The organism is Geomicrobium sediminis, assembly GCF_016908595.1.
GTDB classification, from domain to species: Bacteria; Bacillota; Bacilli; order Bacillales; family Marinococcaceae; genus Geomicrobium_A; species Geomicrobium_A sediminis.
Window position 1 is genome coordinate 120027 of record NZ_JAFBEC010000003.1, and the last position, 14870, is coordinate 134896.

At 43.3% G+C, this 14870-nt stretch carries 16 protein-coding genes; 15 read left to right on the plus strand and 1 reads right to left on the minus strand.

The window, feature by feature from the left end; translation table 11 throughout:
• Positions 1–8: 8 nt before the first annotated feature.
• The 6 genes from purM (at position 9) to JOD17_RS06110 (ending at position 6448) form a co-directional block, all read left to right on the plus strand.
• A complete protein-coding gene (gene purM / locus JOD17_RS06085) occupies positions 9–1034 on the plus strand; it encodes a phosphoribosylformylglycinamidine cyclo-ligase (protein ID WP_204696266.1) in 1026 nt (341 codons plus the stop codon).
• Positions 1031–1609, plus strand: a complete 579-nt coding sequence (gene purN / locus JOD17_RS06090; protein ID WP_204696268.1) for a phosphoribosylglycinamide formyltransferase — start codon at positions 1031–1033, stop codon at positions 1607–1609. Before purM ends, purN begins: the two co-directional genes overlap by 4 nt.
• The gene (purH, locus tag JOD17_RS06095) at positions 1606–3141 is read left to right on the plus strand and encodes a bifunctional phosphoribosylaminoimidazolecarboxamide formyltransferase/IMP cyclohydrolase (RefSeq protein ID WP_204696270.1); all 1536 of its coding nucleotides are present in this window, start codon (positions 1606–1608) and stop codon (positions 3139–3141) included. Before purN ends, purH begins: the two co-directional genes overlap by 4 nt.
• Before the next feature lie 11 nt (positions 3142–3152).
• Positions 3153–4391: a phosphoribosylamine--glycine ligase gene (gene purD, locus JOD17_RS06100; RefSeq protein WP_204696272.1), complete on the plus strand. Its 1239-nt coding sequence runs from the start codon at positions 3153–3155 to the stop codon at positions 4389–4391.
• A 219-nt stretch (positions 4392–4610) separates the two neighbouring features.
• The gene (locus tag JOD17_RS06105; RefSeq protein ID WP_204696274.1) at positions 4611–6035 is read left to right on the plus strand and encodes an aldehyde dehydrogenase family protein; all 1425 of its coding nucleotides are present in this window, start codon (positions 4611–4613) and stop codon (positions 6033–6035) included.
• A gap of 50 nt (positions 6036–6085) precedes the next feature.
• Entirely contained in the window at positions 6086–6448 is a 363-nt protein-coding gene (locus JOD17_RS06110; RefSeq protein ID WP_204696276.1) for a DCC1-like thiol-disulfide oxidoreductase family protein, read from the plus strand.
• Between the two features lie 34 nt (positions 6449–6482).
• On the opposite strand, the gene JOD17_RS06115 is transcribed toward JOD17_RS06110, so the two are convergent.
• Positions 6483–7388 (minus strand): glycine betaine ABC transporter substrate-binding protein, encoded by a 906-nt coding sequence (locus tag JOD17_RS06115; RefSeq protein ID WP_204696278.1) that lies wholly within the window; start codon positions 7386–7388, stop codon positions 6483–6485.
• Between the two features lie 188 nt (positions 7389–7576).
• Here JOD17_RS06115 and JOD17_RS06120 point away from each other — a divergent pair, with 188 nt between their 5' ends.
• The 9 genes from JOD17_RS06120 to JOD17_RS06160 all read left to right on the plus strand — a co-directional run bounded on the left by JOD17_RS06120 (position 7577) and on the right by JOD17_RS06160 (position 14749).
• Complete coding sequence (locus JOD17_RS06120; protein ID WP_204696280.1) at positions 7577–8146, plus strand: GbsR/MarR family transcriptional regulator; 570 nt, start codon at positions 7577–7579, stop codon at positions 8144–8146.
• 186 nt (positions 8147–8332) lie between these two features.
• On the plus strand, positions 8333–9805 hold the full coding sequence (betB, locus tag JOD17_RS06125) for a betaine-aldehyde dehydrogenase (protein WP_204696287.1): 1473 nt from the start codon (positions 8333–8335) through the stop codon (positions 9803–9805).
• Positions 9806–9822: 17 nt separating this feature from the next.
• Positions 9823–11031 carry an iron-containing alcohol dehydrogenase gene (locus JOD17_RS06130; protein ID WP_042358959.1) on the plus strand — a complete coding sequence of 403 codons (1209 nt, stop codon included), beginning with the start codon at positions 9823–9825 and terminating at the stop codon, positions 11029–11031.
• A gap of 204 nt (positions 11032–11235) precedes the next feature.
• A complete protein-coding gene (locus tag JOD17_RS06135; RefSeq protein WP_204696288.1) occupies positions 11236–11799 on the plus strand; it encodes a YusW family protein in 564 nt (187 codons plus the stop codon).
• Positions 11800–11937: 138 nt separating this feature from the next.
• Positions 11938–12444, plus strand: a complete 507-nt coding sequence (locus tag JOD17_RS06140) for a sigma-70 family RNA polymerase sigma factor (RefSeq protein ID WP_204696289.1) — start codon at positions 11938–11940, stop codon at positions 12442–12444.
• Positions 12437–12718 carry a DUF5345 family protein gene (locus tag JOD17_RS06145; protein ID WP_204696290.1) on the plus strand — a complete coding sequence of 94 codons (282 nt, stop codon included), beginning with the start codon at positions 12437–12439 and terminating at the stop codon, positions 12716–12718. The genes JOD17_RS06140 and JOD17_RS06145 overlap by 8 nt, the downstream gene beginning before the upstream one ends.
• Before the next feature lie 206 nt (positions 12719–12924).
• A complete protein-coding gene (locus JOD17_RS06150) occupies positions 12925–13122 on the plus strand; it encodes a PLD nuclease N-terminal domain-containing protein (RefSeq protein ID WP_042418496.1) in 198 nt (65 codons plus the stop codon).
• Positions 13119–13991: an ABC transporter ATP-binding protein gene (locus JOD17_RS06155; protein WP_204696291.1), complete on the plus strand. Its 873-nt coding sequence runs from the start codon at positions 13119–13121 to the stop codon at positions 13989–13991. The genes JOD17_RS06150 and JOD17_RS06155 overlap by 4 nt, the downstream gene beginning before the upstream one ends.
• On the plus strand, positions 13988–14749 hold the full coding sequence (locus tag JOD17_RS06160; RefSeq protein ID WP_204696292.1) for an ABC transporter permease: 762 nt from the start codon (positions 13988–13990) through the stop codon (positions 14747–14749). The genes JOD17_RS06155 and JOD17_RS06160 overlap by 4 nt, the downstream gene beginning before the upstream one ends.
• Positions 14750–14870 lie beyond the last annotated feature (121 nt).

Consider the following 14870-nt stretch of genomic DNA (forward strand, 5'->3'; position numbering starts at 1 on the left):
GAATTGCGTTGAGCGAGGCATATAAGCAAGCCGGTGTTGATGTAGAGGCCGGTTACGAAGCTGTGAAACGAATGAAAAAGCATATTACACGCACAGAGCGACAAGGGATTATGGGGGCGTTTGGCGGTTTTGGTGGCATGTTTGATCTCTCGCAATTAGCGATGAATGAACCCGTTCTCGTGTCAGGTACAGATGGTGTCGGAACGAAACTTATGCTTGCGTTTCAAGCGGATCGTCACGATACAATTGGAATTGATGCGGTTGCAATGTGTGTAAATGACATTCTAGCTCAAGGGGCCGAACCGTTGTATTTCCTAGATTACATTGCAACAGGTAAAGCGGATCCTGACCGCATTGAGCAAATTGTAAAAGGAATTAGTGACGGCTGTGTAGAAGCAGGAAGTGCACTCATCGGTGGGGAAACCGCTGAAATGCCAGGGATGTATGCAGAAGATGAATATGATCTTGCTGGGTTTGCTGTTGGTGCTGTTGAAAAGGCGAAAATCGTCACGAATGAGAATGTTCAAGAAGGAGATCTTCTCATTGCGATCCCGTCTTTGGGTGTTCATAGTAACGGATTTTCTCTCGTACGAAAACTCGTAGATGACGGTGAGCTCAATTACCATGAGATCTACGAACCATTTAAGCGTTCGCTCATTGAAGAGCTACTCACACCTACTCGTATTTATGTCAAAGATGTTTTGCCACTCTTAAAGGACACCGATGCTGTAAAAGGAATGGCTCACATCACTGGTGGAGGTTTGTATGAGAACATTCCACGTATGTTGCCGGATAGTCTTGGTGCAACGGTAGATCCATCAACGTGGCATCGACTTCCAATCTTTGCGTTCTTGCAACAACTTGGACAGTTGTCAGATCGTGATATGTATGGAACGTTTAATATGGGCATCGGTTTTGTGCTTGCAGTGCGACCTGTAGATGAAGCAACAGTGCTTGAGCGCATCGACGGATCCGTGACAATTGGAAAAGTAACAACCAACAAAGGTCTTACGGTTAAGGGAGTGACGTCGTGAGGTTCGCCATATTTGCATCGGGTTCTGGAAGCAATGCAGCACGCATTCTTCAAGCGGTACAAAGCGGTGACTTAGAAGGTGTACCACAATTTGTTTTTAGTGATCGTAAAGATGCCGGTGTTCTTTTTAAAGTAGAGCAATACAACGTTACGGCGTATCAATTTTCTCCAAAAGAGTATGAATCCAAGGAAGAGTATGAAGAAGCTTTACTTAAGCTTCTAAAAGAACATCGTGTGGAATGGGTTGTACTTGCAGGGTATATGAGGTTGATTGGCGATGTGCTACTTCGTCATTATGAAGGAAGAATGGTCAATATTCATCCATCATTGCTGCCAAGTTATCCTGGACTTGATGCAATCGGTCAAGCGATTGATGACGGAGCAACGAAAAGTGGAGTAACCATTCACTATGTTGATCGTGGAATGGACACAGGACCAATTATTGCACAACAATCACTTTCCATTGAACGAGGAGAAACGAAGGAACAACTCACAACGCGCATTCAGCAACTCGAACATCAACTGTATCCAAAAACGCTACAAAGGGTTTTTAAGGAAGGGGAAGCATACCAATGAAACGCGCAATCATTTCCGTAAGTGATAAAACAGGAGTCGCTTCATTTGCTAAGCAACTCATTGAACTAGGTTTTGAGATTATCTCAACAGGGGGTACGAAGAAGGCGTTGCAAGATGCTGGAATCGACGTAATTGGCATTTCAAACGTCACAGATTTCCCTGAAATTCTTGAAGGTCGTGTGAAGACATTGCACCCAGCCATTCACGGTGGACTTCTTGCAAAACAAAGTGATCAGAACCATATGAAAGCTCTTGAAGAACAAGGAATCTCTCCAATTCACCTCGTTGTCGTTAATTTGTATCCATTTAAAGAAACAATAAAAAAGAATGGTACAACATTTGAAGATGCAATTGAAAACATTGATATTGGTGGTCCTGCGATGTTACGCGCATCAGCCAAAAACCATGAAAGTGTTACGGTTGTAACGGACCCAACTGATTACGACGTTGTTCTTGAAGAGCTTTCAAAAGGAGAAGTGAGTGGCACGACGCGACGTCGCCTCGCAGCGAAAGTGTTCCGTCATACCGCAAGCTATGATGCGTTGATTGCTGAATACTTAACGAAAGAAAGTAATGAGAAATACCCGGAAAGCTTAACGCTTACATATGAACGTAAACAAACGCTTCGCTACGGGGAAAACCCTCATCAAGAAGCAGCGTTCTATGAGACGGCACTTCCAGCTAGTCCATCTCTTGCAAATGCGGAACAACTTCATGGGAAAGAACTTTCGTACAACAATATTAATGACGCAGATGCAGCACTTGCACTCGTATCCGAGTTCAAAGATACGGTTGCAGCAGTTGCTGTGAAGCATACGAACCCTTGTGGTGTAGGAATCGCTGACACGCTTGAAGGCGCATTTGATGAAGCGTATGAAGCAGATCCTGTATCGATTTTCGGAGGAATTGTCGCTGTAAATGAAACGATCGATAAAGCGACCGCTACAAAGTTGGCAGACATATTCTTAGAAGTGATTATTGCTCCAGACTATAGCGAAGATGCTCTCGCAATTTTAAAGAAGAAAAAGAATATCCGTCTCTTAAAAGTGAACAACACGACGAAGAAAAACGACGTTCAAACGATTACATCAGTTCAAGGCGGCTTACTCGTTCAAGACGAAGACCGTTCTGGCTTAGATGAGGCAACGGTAGAAGTTGTAACAGAACGTAAGCCAACTGAAGATGAGTGGAAAAGCTTGAAACTCTCTTGGAGCGTTGTAAAACATGTGAAATCAAACGCCATTGTACTCGTGAATGGAAACCGTACTGTTGGCGTTGGCGCAGGACAAATGAACCGTGTTGGCGCTTGTGAAATCGCTGTTAAGCAAGCAGGAGAATTAGCAAAAGGCAGTGCACTCGCATCAGACGCATTTTTCCCGATGAAAGATACGGTTGAAAAAGCAGCTGAAGCAGGTATAAAAGTTATCATTCAACCTGGCGGTTCCATTCGTGATGAAGAGTCGATTCAAGCTGCTAATGAAGCAGGTATTGCAATGGTTTTCACTGGTATGCGCCACTTTAGACACGCCTAGGAGGAATGATGATGAACGTTTTAGTTGTAGGTAACGGTGGTCGCGAGCATGTGCTTGCTTGGAAGCTTGCACAAAGTAAGCGCGTAGAAACGGTCTACGTTGCACCAGGGAATCCTGGTATGGAAGACGTTGCAACGAGTTTAGACGTGGATATTGCAAATCACGATGAGCTAATCCAAAACGCAAAAGAACTCAACGTAGAACTTACCGTGATTGGTCCGGAAGCGCCGCTTGCTGCAGGGGTTGTTGATGCGTTCACGGAAGCTGGATTAGCCGTGTTTGGACCAAGTAAAAAAGCAGCACAAATCGAGGGTAGCAAAGCGTTTGCCAAAGATTTGATGAAACAGTACAACATCCCTACTGCAGACTACGAAGTGTTTACTGACTTTGAAGAAGCACTTCACTATACAAAAACACAAGGCGCACCAATTGTCGTAAAGGCAGACGGTCTTGCTGCGGGTAAAGGTGTAACGGTTGCCATGACTCTAGACGAAGCGGAGTTAGCTCTTCGCGACATTTTACTTGATGATGCATTTGGCACGGGCGCGAAAGTCGTGTTAGAAGAGTATCTTGAAGGTGAGGAACTGTCGATCTTAGCACTTGTTAATGGTGACACTGTCGTTCCACTTGCAGAGTCCCAAGACCATAAGCGAGCGTTTGATGCTGATCAAGGCCCTAACACAGGTGGAATGGGAGCTTATTCGCCGGTACCACACATTGATCGTAGTGACATTTCTAAAGCGATCGAGACGATCGTAAAGCCAACTGCACAAGCGATGATTAAAGAAGGGACACCATTTACTGGCGTCTTGTATGCAGGATTGATGATGACCGCAGAAGGCCCAAAAACAATTGAGTTTAATGCTCGATTTGGAGACCCAGAAGCGCAAGTCGTTCTTTCTCGTATGGAAAGCGACCTTGTTGATATTATTCAAGCTGTATTAAATGACGAAGAGCCAGCGGTCCATTGGTCAGAAGAAGCCGTTGTTGGTGTTGTACTCGCAGCAGACGGTTACCCGAGTAGCTATACGAAAGGATTACCCGTGCCAAAGCGACCGAGCGGAGAGGTGTTCTACGCAGGAGTTGAGAGAGGTTCCAAGGGGCTTACAAGTAGCGGGGGTCGTGTGTATATTGCCATTGGCAAAGGTTCATCATTGAAAGAAGCACAAGCAAAAGCCTATGAAAATGTAGACTCGTTAGATACAACAGGTTATCATTACCGAACCGATATTGCGTACCGAGCGCTATAATGATCGTGAAGAAACCACCCTTTTGAGGGTGGTTTTTTATGTTTGTAAGGCACGCTTTTGTATCCGAAGACTAAGTCTTAAATCACATCGCGACAAGAATTTTTGGCTAGTAACGACGCGAGATCAACCGTTTACACGTGAACAGGTTGATCGTTCGATAGGTTTAAATTTATGGACAGCGGGAACACCCTCTGTACAATCAAAGGGAGTGAAGCAATCATGTTTAAACACGAAAACAAGTTGTTTATTAACGGTGAATGGATTGACTCAACAAATGATGAAACAATTAACGTAATTAACCCTGCGACTGAAGAAGTGATCGGTACAATTTCAGCGAGTACTAGCGAAGATTTAGATAAAGCTGTTCAAGCAGCGCGGGATGCTTTACCCGCATTTTCTAGAACGATTAAGAAAGAACGTATTGATTTATTAAATCGAATTGCAGATGAATATGAGAAGCGCAAAGATGAGTTTATTGATGTGATGACACTAGAACTTGGTGCGCCACGGACAATCTCTGAAAACGTTCATTATGAAATGGGACTCGCTCATTTTCGAACGGTCGCAAAAGCATTAGAAGACTATTCGTTTGAAGAAGAGCGTGGAGGTCATACGGTCGTTAAGGAATCAGTCGGTGTTAGCGGGTTGATTACACCGTGGAATTTCCCGACGAATCAGACGTCAACGAAGATTGCTGGGGCAATTGCAGCGGGAAGTACGATTGTCTTAAAGCCATCAGAAGAGACTCCGTATGCAGCGATTATGCTTGCAGAAATTATTGAAAAGGCAGGAGCACCAAAAGGTGTCTTTAACCTCGTAAATGGAACAGGAGATACGATCGGTGATGGCATTAGTTCTCACCCAGACATCGATTTCGTGTCGTTTACCGGTTCTGGAGCAGTAGGAACGAAAGTAATGGAAAATGCATCACAAACGATTAAGAATGTCGCACTTGAACTTGGCGGAAAGTCTCCACTCTTCGTTTTGAAAGATGCCGACCTTCAAAAAGCTGCAAAGTCCGCCGCTCAACACATGATGCTCAATAGTGGACAAGTTTGTTCAGCTGGAACGCGAATTCTAGTTCCAAAAGAAATGCAATCAGACTTTGAAACGGCGTTAGTCCAAGCGTTAGACAAGTTTAAGATGGGTGATCCACAAGATACAGCCAACTTTACTGGACCTCTCATTTCAAAGAAACAATACGATACGGTTCAGTCTTATATCAAAAAGGGACAAGAAGAAGGTGCTCGCCTCGTAGAAGGTGGGGAAGGAAAGCCTGATGGTCTAGAAACAGGCTATTATGTAAAACCGACGATTTTCTCAGATGTATCGAATGATATGGTTATCGCTCGAGAAGAGATCTTCGGTCCTGTAACGGCGATTATTACGTATGACGACATTGAAGAAGGTCTTCGAATTGCTAACGATACTCCGTATGGCTTAGCAGGATATGTTATTGGTGAAGATGAGAAATCCTTGAAATATGTCGCAAGCAACATTCGCGCCGGTCAAATTACAGTAAATGATGCCAAAACGGATCATCTAGCGCCATTTGGTGGTTTCAAACAATCTGGAATTGGTCGTGAGTGGGGCGACTTTGGTATTGAAGAGTATCTAGAAGAAAAAGCAATTATGGGAGTGTAAACGAACAACCGAAGGTCATCCCTTCGGTTGTTTCTAAGCGAGGTGGAAAAGTGAAGCGGCACGTCGTTTTCTATGATGCTACGTGTACACTATGCCAAGGGCTAAAACGAACGATGAAGAAGTTGGATTGCAATCAAAACGTCGATTGGTACCCTGTTCAAGAAGTTAGTAATAAGACGAAAAGACTGGCAGCGCAATTTAAGGATATGGAAAAAGAAATTTACTTGTTAAGTAATGCGAAGACTGTGTATATCGGGTATAATGCCATTCGAAAGCTTTTGATTACAATACCGATTACAAGGCCAATTGGAATCGTTCTATATGTACCTGGTGCGCGTCTTATAGGGCAACCGGTTTACCGATTTGTTTCAAACAGGCGCCATCGTTGGTTCAAAACACTGCCTTACAAATAAGCATAATAAAAAGTGCCCCGAAAGGGACACCTAATTATTGAACGTCTAGCCATTCGTCAACCGTTTCACGATTGTCGTCGATCCATTTTTGAGCAGCTTCTTCTTCTCCCATACCCTCTTCAGAGATGTAGAGCATGACTGCGTTCATATCATCTGTTGTCCAATAGAAGTTATCAAGAATTTGGAAAGCGACTGGGTCGTCTTCTTCTAAGCCTTCGCGTACGATTGTACGAATTTCACCGTCTTCTTGGAAAATTCCTTTTGGATCTTCAAGAAACTTTAAATCGTGCGTATTAAATTTCCAGTGTGGTTGCCAAGCAGTGACAACAATCGGTTCTTCATTTGCAATATGTGTTGCTAGTTCTTGAGTCATTGCAGCGTCGAAGCTTGTCTGTACGGTTACATCATCAATGCCGTATTCTTCTAGAGCTTCTTCAGTTGTTGATACGACCCCAGCACCTGCATCAATACCTGTAATTTGACTTACGACAGAACCATCAAGTTCTTCAATTGAATCGATGTCCATGTACGTTGGTACAGCAAGACCCGTTTGAGCGTTTTCAAGATTCGGTCCAAGATCAACGACTTCATCGCCAAACTGTTCGTAGTCGTATTTCATATCATCTGGTAACCAACCTGCGACGTGAGCGTCTGCGTCACCAGAAGCAACACTTGCCCACATGACTCCTTGCTCGACCGTCGTAATGGTCGTGTCGTAACCCGCTTCTTCTAGGACGAGTTTCATTACGTTATTTGATGCAACTTCAGAATCCCACGTTACGTATACGAGTTCAAGCTCGCCACCTTCTGTAGCCGATTCTGTTGTTTCTTCTTCCTCGGTTGCGCCGGCATCATCATTTGCGGCATCTTCATCTCCATTCCCGCAAGCTGCGAGCATGACTGCGCTGATCCCTAATAAAGAATGCTTCCAATACTTCATAAACACTCTCCTTCAAAGAATTTCGTTTGTTTAATATTATTTAAACGTTGCTTATAGGTTATCATAAATATGAGTGAAGTCAAACAATAAGGTGTTTGTCACAAAAAGTAAACTTGCAAAGACGAAACCTCAAAGCTATACTAGTTTTGAAAATGTTTTATATGTTTTAAACAAAAGGGGTGCTAGCGATGTCTGATCATTCAGCAGCTCAAGAAGAACTAGAACAAATTCATGCTCTTATTAAAAACGGTATTGCCGATACAATGGATATTTACGGAGTGAATCGCTCTGTAGGCCAACTTTATGCAACGCTGTATCTAAGTGATGAACCGATGACACTCGATCAATTAAGAGACGAACTTGGCATGAGTAAAGGTAGCATGAGCCTAGGTGTAAGAAAACTTCTTGAAGAAAAGATTATTCATAGAGTCTATCGAAAAGGCGAACGTAAAGACCTGTATCAAGCAGAACAAGATTTTTTCCAGTTTTTTATTTCTTTCTTTACTCGTCGTTGGGAAAGGGAAAAGAACGTGAACTTGTATGCTGTTAAGCAGGCACAGCCACGTTATCAAGCATTAATGGAAGACCCAGACACACCAGAAGATGTCCGTGCAGAAGCAGAACGACATTTCAATAAGATTAATGATTCACTACAATACTACCGTTTTCTTGATATTCTCGTTGAAGAATTTGAAGAAGGCGACTTGGCTCAAAAGCTTCTTGAACGTCATAACAAAAGACAAGCATCTGAATCGTAACGCATAAAGAGCGAGTACCTATAGAGGGACTCGTTCTTTTTATATTGTGCTTAGGCTAGGAATGCCCTCAGACTGCCAATCTTATAAATTATAATCATTTCCTTTGACAGTTATTTTGAACGGTGGTAAATTATTATACATAGAACGTTTAATATATATTAAATGAATTGAAGGAGAGTGAGTTCCTTGGAATTAAAAATGTACATTAATGGCGAATGGACCGAATCGGTGCATGGCGCAACGAGGGACATTATTAATCCGTTTAATCAAGAAGTGATTGCAACGGCTACAGAAGGAACACGTGAAGATACAGAGAAAGCAATTCGTGCTGCTCGAGTAGCATTTGATAAAGGAAGTTGGAGTACGACACCAGCGAGTGATCGTGGCAAGATTGTCGGTCACATCGGTCGTCTAATTAGAGAGAATGCGTTGGAACTAGCGCGACTAGAGACGCTTGATACAGGAAAGACGCTTGAAGAGAGTAAGGGAGATATGGAAGACATTGCGAATGTCTTTGAATTCTTTAGTGGACTGGCCGACAAAGATGGCGGCGAAGTCATTGAAAGTCCAATTCCTGACTCGACGAGCAAGGTTGTACGCGAACCTATTGGTGTATGTGGTCAAATTACACCATGGAATTATCCATTGCTCCAAGCAGCGTGGAAGCTTGCTCCAGCATTAGCAGCAGGAAATACACTCGTCATGAAGCCGAGTGAAATTACTCCGCTAACAACGGTTCGTGTCTTTGAACTGTTTGAAGAAGCAGGAGTACCAAAAGGTGTTGCTAACCTCGTTCTTGGAACAGGTCAAGAAGTAGGAGCGCCACTATCAGAAAGTCATGATGTTGACCTAGTGTCCTTTACAGGCGGAATTGAAACAGGAAAAACGATTATGAAATCAGCAAGTGACAACGTAAAGAAAATCGCGTTGGAGCTCGGTGGTAAGAACCCGAACATCGTATTTGCAGATGCAGACTTTGACACAGCGGTTGATCAAGCATTGAACGCTGCCTTTTTCCACGGTGGCCAAGTTTGTTCAGCAGGATCACGCTTACTAATAGAAGAATCATTGCATGACCAATTTGTTGAAGAACTAATTAAGCGTGCGAGTAACATTACGCTTGGAAATGGCTTTGATGAGGCAACAGAGTCAGGACCACTAATTTCAAAAGAACACCGTGAAAAAGTGGAAGCCTACATTGAAGTAGGTGTAAACGAAGGTGCAACGCTTGCACTTGGTGGAAAGCGTCCAGAAGGTGAAGCGTTTCAGAATGGATTCTTCTTTGAGCCGACAATTTTCACAAACTGTACGTCTGAAATGAGAATCGTTCAAGAAGAAATCTTCGGTCCTGTCATTACAGTCGAGACGTTTACAACGACTGAAGAAGCAATAGAAAAAGCAAATGACACGATTTACGGTCTTGCAGGTGCGGTCTTTACAAACGACATTGATCGCGGTGAAGAAGTAGCTGAGCGCCTTCGAATGGGGACGGTCTGGATTAACGATTTCCACCCCTACTTTGCACAAGCCCCTTGGGGTGGTTACAAGCAATCAGGATTTGGTCGTGAATTAGGAAAGGTTGGACTCGAAGAATATACCGAAGTCAAACACATTTTTAGAAATAAAAAACCGGCAGCCGTTAACTGGTTCCAGTCATAATAAAGGAGAGATTATTGATGAGTATGCACATGAAAGTAGAAGCGATGTTAGGGTATCACACGTTTGAAGTACCAACAGCAATTAAGCACGGAATCGACTCGATTCAATATTTAGGAGAAGAAGTAAAGAATTTAGGTTCTACAAAAGTAATGCTCGTTACTGACCCTGGTATTTACAATGCTGGCGTAACTAAGCCGGTTGAAGAAAGCTTGAAAAGCGCAGGCGTTGAAGTAGCAGTCTTTAACAAAGTTGAGCCAAACCCTCCAACAAGATTGATTGCTGAAGGATCGAAGTTTTATGAAGAAAACGGTTGTAACGGTTTAGTCGCAGTCGGCGGTGGTTCTTCGATGGATACGGCTAAAGCAGTTGGTGTTGAGGTAACACACGAAGGATCAGTCCTTGATTATGAAGCAGCTGAAGGAAAGAAACCTTTGGAAAACCGCGTTCCACCACTTGCAACGATTCCTACAACAGCAGGTACAGGTTCAGAAGTTACGCAGTGGGCAGTAATTACGGATGAAAAGCGCGAGTACAAGTTCAATACTGGTGGTCCTTTAATTGCTGCGCACGTCACGATTATTGACCCGAAACTTCACGTTTCTATGCCTCCACACGTAACGGCAATGACAGGGATTGATGCGATCGCTCACGCAGTAGAATGTTACACAATGAAGTATGCTCAACCAGTTACAGATGCCGTAGCACTTCTTGCGATTGAATATGCGGCAACGTATATCCGTCGCGCGTTCTCTGATGGTGAAGACCTTGAAGCTCGTTACGGAATGGCACAAGCAGCGATGCTTGCTGGACTTTCTTATGGTAGTGAATCAGCCGGTGCAGCACACGCTATGAGTCAATCACTTGGTGGAATCGTTCCAGTTGCACACGGTCAATGTGTGGCTGCAATGATGGGACCTGTGATGGAGTATAACTGGAAAGGTGCACCTGGACGTTTTGCTCGTATTGCACAAGCGTTTGGTATTAACACAGCGGACATGACGACAGAAGAAGCTGCCAAAGCTGCTGTAAACTACATGTACGAACTCGTTGAGGAGCTTGAAGTACCGACACTTGAAGAACAAGGTGTTGACCCGAGCCAAGTTGAGCGTTGGGCAAAAGCTGCTATGGATGACCCACAAACTGTAGGAAATCCAAGAGACTTGACGATCCCAGCGTATGAGTGGATTTACAACCGTTGCTTCGACCGCGTAGAAAAAACGGTATAAATTATATTTGAACCAGACACATGTGAGTGTCTGGTTTTCTTGGTTTAAAGAAGACAATTTCGCGCGTGGAATTGTAAAATGGCATAAGGCCTAATAATAATCTCATTTTTTTACAATAAAAAGAATTTCTTCCTGAATGTTTAAGAATATACAACGAGGGAACTAGTCCTTTGTATTACTTAACATCACAGGAGGATTTACATCATGAAAAAATTTGGAATGGCAGCACTAACAGCAGTATTTGCAACAGGACTTGTAGCATGTGGAGATACAACAGATGATGAAGGACAAGATACAGTAGAAGTACCTGCAGAAGATGAAATGGATGACGATCTAGATACAGATGAAGATGATACAGACATGGATGATGATACAACGGAAGACACAGATTCACAAGAAGCAGCTGCTGAAGACTGGTTTGAAGAGCTTAACTTTGAGCAATTCCAATTAGACGCTGAGTACGGTGAACAAACATTTATGGTTGATTATGACTACAATGATGGTGAGCCACAAGCAGTCATCGAAGACAACCGTGATGATGAAGCGGGAGAGATTCAAGGCGAAGACGCACTTGATGAACTCGCAACAATTCTTCCAGAGATGAACATTGATGATCAAGCAACAGAAGAAGAATTAATTGAAGAAGCGATTATGGCTTTCGAACTTGACGAAGATTATGATGAGATCGAAGTTGAAGTTGAATTCTTTAACGACGCTGACATCGATGCAGATGACGAAGACGAAGATGAAGACGAGAATAACCTATAAGTAAGCGCATAGTATTTACCGTCTGTTCCTAATGGAACGGGCGGTTTTTTATGTGAGAAAAACTTTTTTGCAAACTAAACGAACAAAATGCCGATGCTAAACGTAGTAGTTATGAACAGCTCGAGAGGAGAGGTGAAAATGAATGATCTGAAAAAGGCGAAGAAGGGCGATGAAGCAGCTCTTGCGCGCGTGCTCCTTCACGAATACGACTTCGTTTTTCATTATTTACTCAAGCTCACCCTCCATCCGTCGATGGCGGAAGACTTGACGCAAGATACAATGGTCAAAGCTATCGAGCGATTCACTCAATATAATGCCAAAAAGGCAAAACTATCTACATGGCTCATTCAAATTGGAACAAACCTTTGGCGTGATGAACTACGTAAAGAAAAAAGAAAACAACACTATCAAAGTCTTCAGCAGTTGGAATGGGAAATGCGTCATGAGCCTACAACCGATTGGATTGCCGTCACGACCGAACTAGAGAAACTAAAACCCGAAGAACGTATTCCCGTTATTTTAAAGCATTATTATGGTTATGGATACGATGAGATTGCATCGATCACAAGTACACCGTCAGGAACAATTAAATCAAGACTTCACAGTGGGATGAATCGATTAAGAAAGGAGCTCACACATGAATGAACAGCGATTTAAACTTGACTTAAAGAAATTAGATCAACTCGAACCTAAGAACAAGCCATCACAAATTGAAATGATGCTTACGATTCAAGCGACGAGAAAAAGGCAACGGAACGAACTAATCTTCTTTTTCGTTGTTGCATTCATCGTTGTGGCGAGCACTGTCCTTCTTATGGTAAAAGCTCCGGTCTGGTTTATTCTGCTTCAAACCGTAGTGGTGGTTATGGCATTGGTTGGGTTCCTTTCGAGAAGGAAGGTGTACGGTCGTGCACTATAACTTAAATGAGTTGCCATATTGGTTGTTGATCGTTATCTTTGTCCTGTTATTTGCACAAGCAACCTTTTTATTTATACATGCAAGACGAAACGGACGGATGTATTGGTTTTGGGGGATCTGGGGAATGATTAGCGGTCCTATGCCTATTCTCGTTTACCTTATCTATACAAAAGTATTTATCCCTTACCGACAGAGGAGGAATAGCAATGCCTGATTTATTTATGCTCGTTTTACCATTGATTATTATTGAATTTATATTAAAGATCATTGCGTTTATTGATTTGTATCGACGCGAATCAACATCGTTACCGAAGTGGCTGTGGGCGCTTATTATATTATTCGTGAATACGATCGGTCCGATTCTTTACCTCGTGTTAGGAAAGCAACGGAGGCAGATCACATGATTGCTATGAATAAGATTAATAAACGCATCGGGAATAAGACCATTGTTCAAGATGTGAGTTTCACTTTAAAAACAAACCAAATTACAGCATTGCTCGGAAAAAACGGTGCAGGCAAAACGACGATCTTGCACCTTCTTGCAGGCATTATGAGTCCAAGTGACGGAATGATTACAGGGCGAGAACGTACAAGAATAGGGTTCTTGCCCCAATATCCCGTTTTCCCAGATTGGATGACAGCTTCGGAATACGTCGTGTACAGCGCACAGCTCTCCGGGTTATCCAAGCAACAAGCAGTGGAGAAAAGCCAAAAATTTTTGGGAATTGTAGGGTTAGAAAAAGCAAAAGATGAATCAATTTCGAAATTTTCAGGCGGGATGAAGCAGCGACTAGGCTTAGCTCAGGCAGTCGTTCACGAGCCAGATGTGTTGTTGCTCGATGAGCCGATGAGTGCGCTTGATCCAGAGGGAAGAAGCGATGTGCAAACGTTATTACAAAAGTTTAAAGAAACGATGACGATTCTTTATTCAACCCATATTTTACACGATGCAGAACAGCTAGCTGAAGATGTATTAATGATGCAAGATGGCAACGTTATTGCGCATCGACCGTTGCACGAACTTCTAGGTAATCTCCCTTCACAAGGGGTTATTATCGAAACGAGCAAATCCCTTGAGACGTGGGCACAGCATTTTCAACAACAATTTCCGAGCGCAACGATTGAAGCAGACGGCAATATTGCCAGGGTGGAAGGGAAGGATGCAGAACGTAACGTTGTCCGAAGTCTACTCGATCACCAACTTGAGCTCGTTCGTTTTCAAAAAGACCGACCAACCTTAGATTCCTATTTTAAGGAGGTCACAAGCCGATGAAACTAGTGATGATCATCAAAAAAGAGTGTTTAGAGACTTTCAGAATTCACCGCTGGCTTTGGTTACCTGTTTTCTTTCTCCTTCTAGGCTTGATGCAACCACTTACGTCGAATTTTCTCTCGGACATTCTTGAACAATTCGGAGGATTGCCAGAAGGGGCAGTCATAGAAATCCCTGCACCATCGTCTGAAGAAGTGTATGGAGCAACCCTTGGACAGTTCACGCAATTAGGGACGATCGTTCTCGTACTCGCCTTCATGGGAAGCATTAGCGAAGAACGACGGAGCGGCGAAGTAAAGATGTTGTTACTCCGACCGGTCAGTTATGCATCGTATTGGTTTGGGAAATTTATCGTAAGTTCAACTGTCATGACAGTCAGCTTTTTACTCGGAATTGGAATCGCACTCTTTTACATTCAACTGTTGTTTGAGCCCATTCTCATGCCAGCGTTGTACGGCTCGCTCGCGATGTATTGGCTTTGGATGTTGTTCATCATTGCTGTAACGACCACCTTTAGCACACTTATTAAACGACAAACTGTCGTGGCCGTTTGTTCGCTTATTGTTGTCTTTGGCATGCAAATGTTTGCTTCTATGTTTACATCAATTGCATCCTGGACCCCAGGTGCGTTGCCAAACCTTGCCGTTGCAATGGCAACAGAAGAGATCGTGCTCCCGATTGCAAGCACAATCTTTAGTATCGCTCTCGTCGCTTGGATGAGCGTACTTTATATGAAAAAGACAGATTGGCTTTACTAGTAAAAGAGACTTGTCCATAGGGCGGGTCTTTTCTTGTGCGATAAGTTCAAGAGCAGGAGCGCGGAACAAGAGAGAGGGAGAGCGTGGAACAAGAGAGCAGAAGCGCGGATCAAGACTCACG

Excerpts from the sequence above, each read along its gene's own strand:
- purH (WP_204696270.1), top strand. The coding sequence starts at position 1,606 with ATGAAACGCGCAATCATTTCCGTAAGTGATAAAACAGGAGTCGCTTCA.
- purD (WP_204696272.1), top strand. The coding sequence starts at position 3,153 with ATGAACGTTTTAGTTGTAGGTAACGGTGGTCGCGAGCATGTGCTTGCT.
- JOD17_RS06105 (WP_204696274.1), top strand. The coding sequence starts at position 4,611 with ATGTTTAAACACGAAAACAAGTTGTTTATTAACGGTGAATGGATTGAC.
- JOD17_RS06115 (WP_204696278.1), bottom strand. The coding sequence starts at position 7,388 with ATGAAGTATTGGAAGCATTCTTTATTAGGGATCAGCGCAGTCATGCTC.
- JOD17_RS06120 (WP_204696280.1), top strand. The coding sequence starts at position 7,577 with ATGTCTGATCATTCAGCAGCTCAAGAAGAACTAGAACAAATTCATGCT.
- JOD17_RS06130 (WP_042358959.1), top strand. The coding sequence starts at position 9,823 with ATGAGTATGCACATGAAAGTAGAAGCGATGTTAGGGTATCACACGTTT.
- JOD17_RS06135 (WP_204696288.1), top strand. The coding sequence starts at position 11,236 with ATGAAAAAATTTGGAATGGCAGCACTAACAGCAGTATTTGCAACAGGA.
- JOD17_RS06140 (WP_204696289.1), top strand. The coding sequence starts at position 11,938 with ATGAATGATCTGAAAAAGGCGAAGAAGGGCGATGAAGCAGCTCTTGCG.
- JOD17_RS06145 (WP_204696290.1), top strand. The coding sequence starts at position 12,437 with ATGAATGAACAGCGATTTAAACTTGACTTAAAGAAATTAGATCAACTC.
- JOD17_RS06150 (WP_042418496.1), top strand. The coding sequence starts at position 12,925 with ATGCCTGATTTATTTATGCTCGTTTTACCATTGATTATTATTGAATTT.
- JOD17_RS06155 (WP_204696291.1), top strand. The coding sequence starts at position 13,119 with ATGATTGCTATGAATAAGATTAATAAACGCATCGGGAATAAGACCATT.
- JOD17_RS06160 (WP_204696292.1), top strand. The coding sequence starts at position 13,988 with ATGAAACTAGTGATGATCATCAAAAAAGAGTGTTTAGAGACTTTCAGA.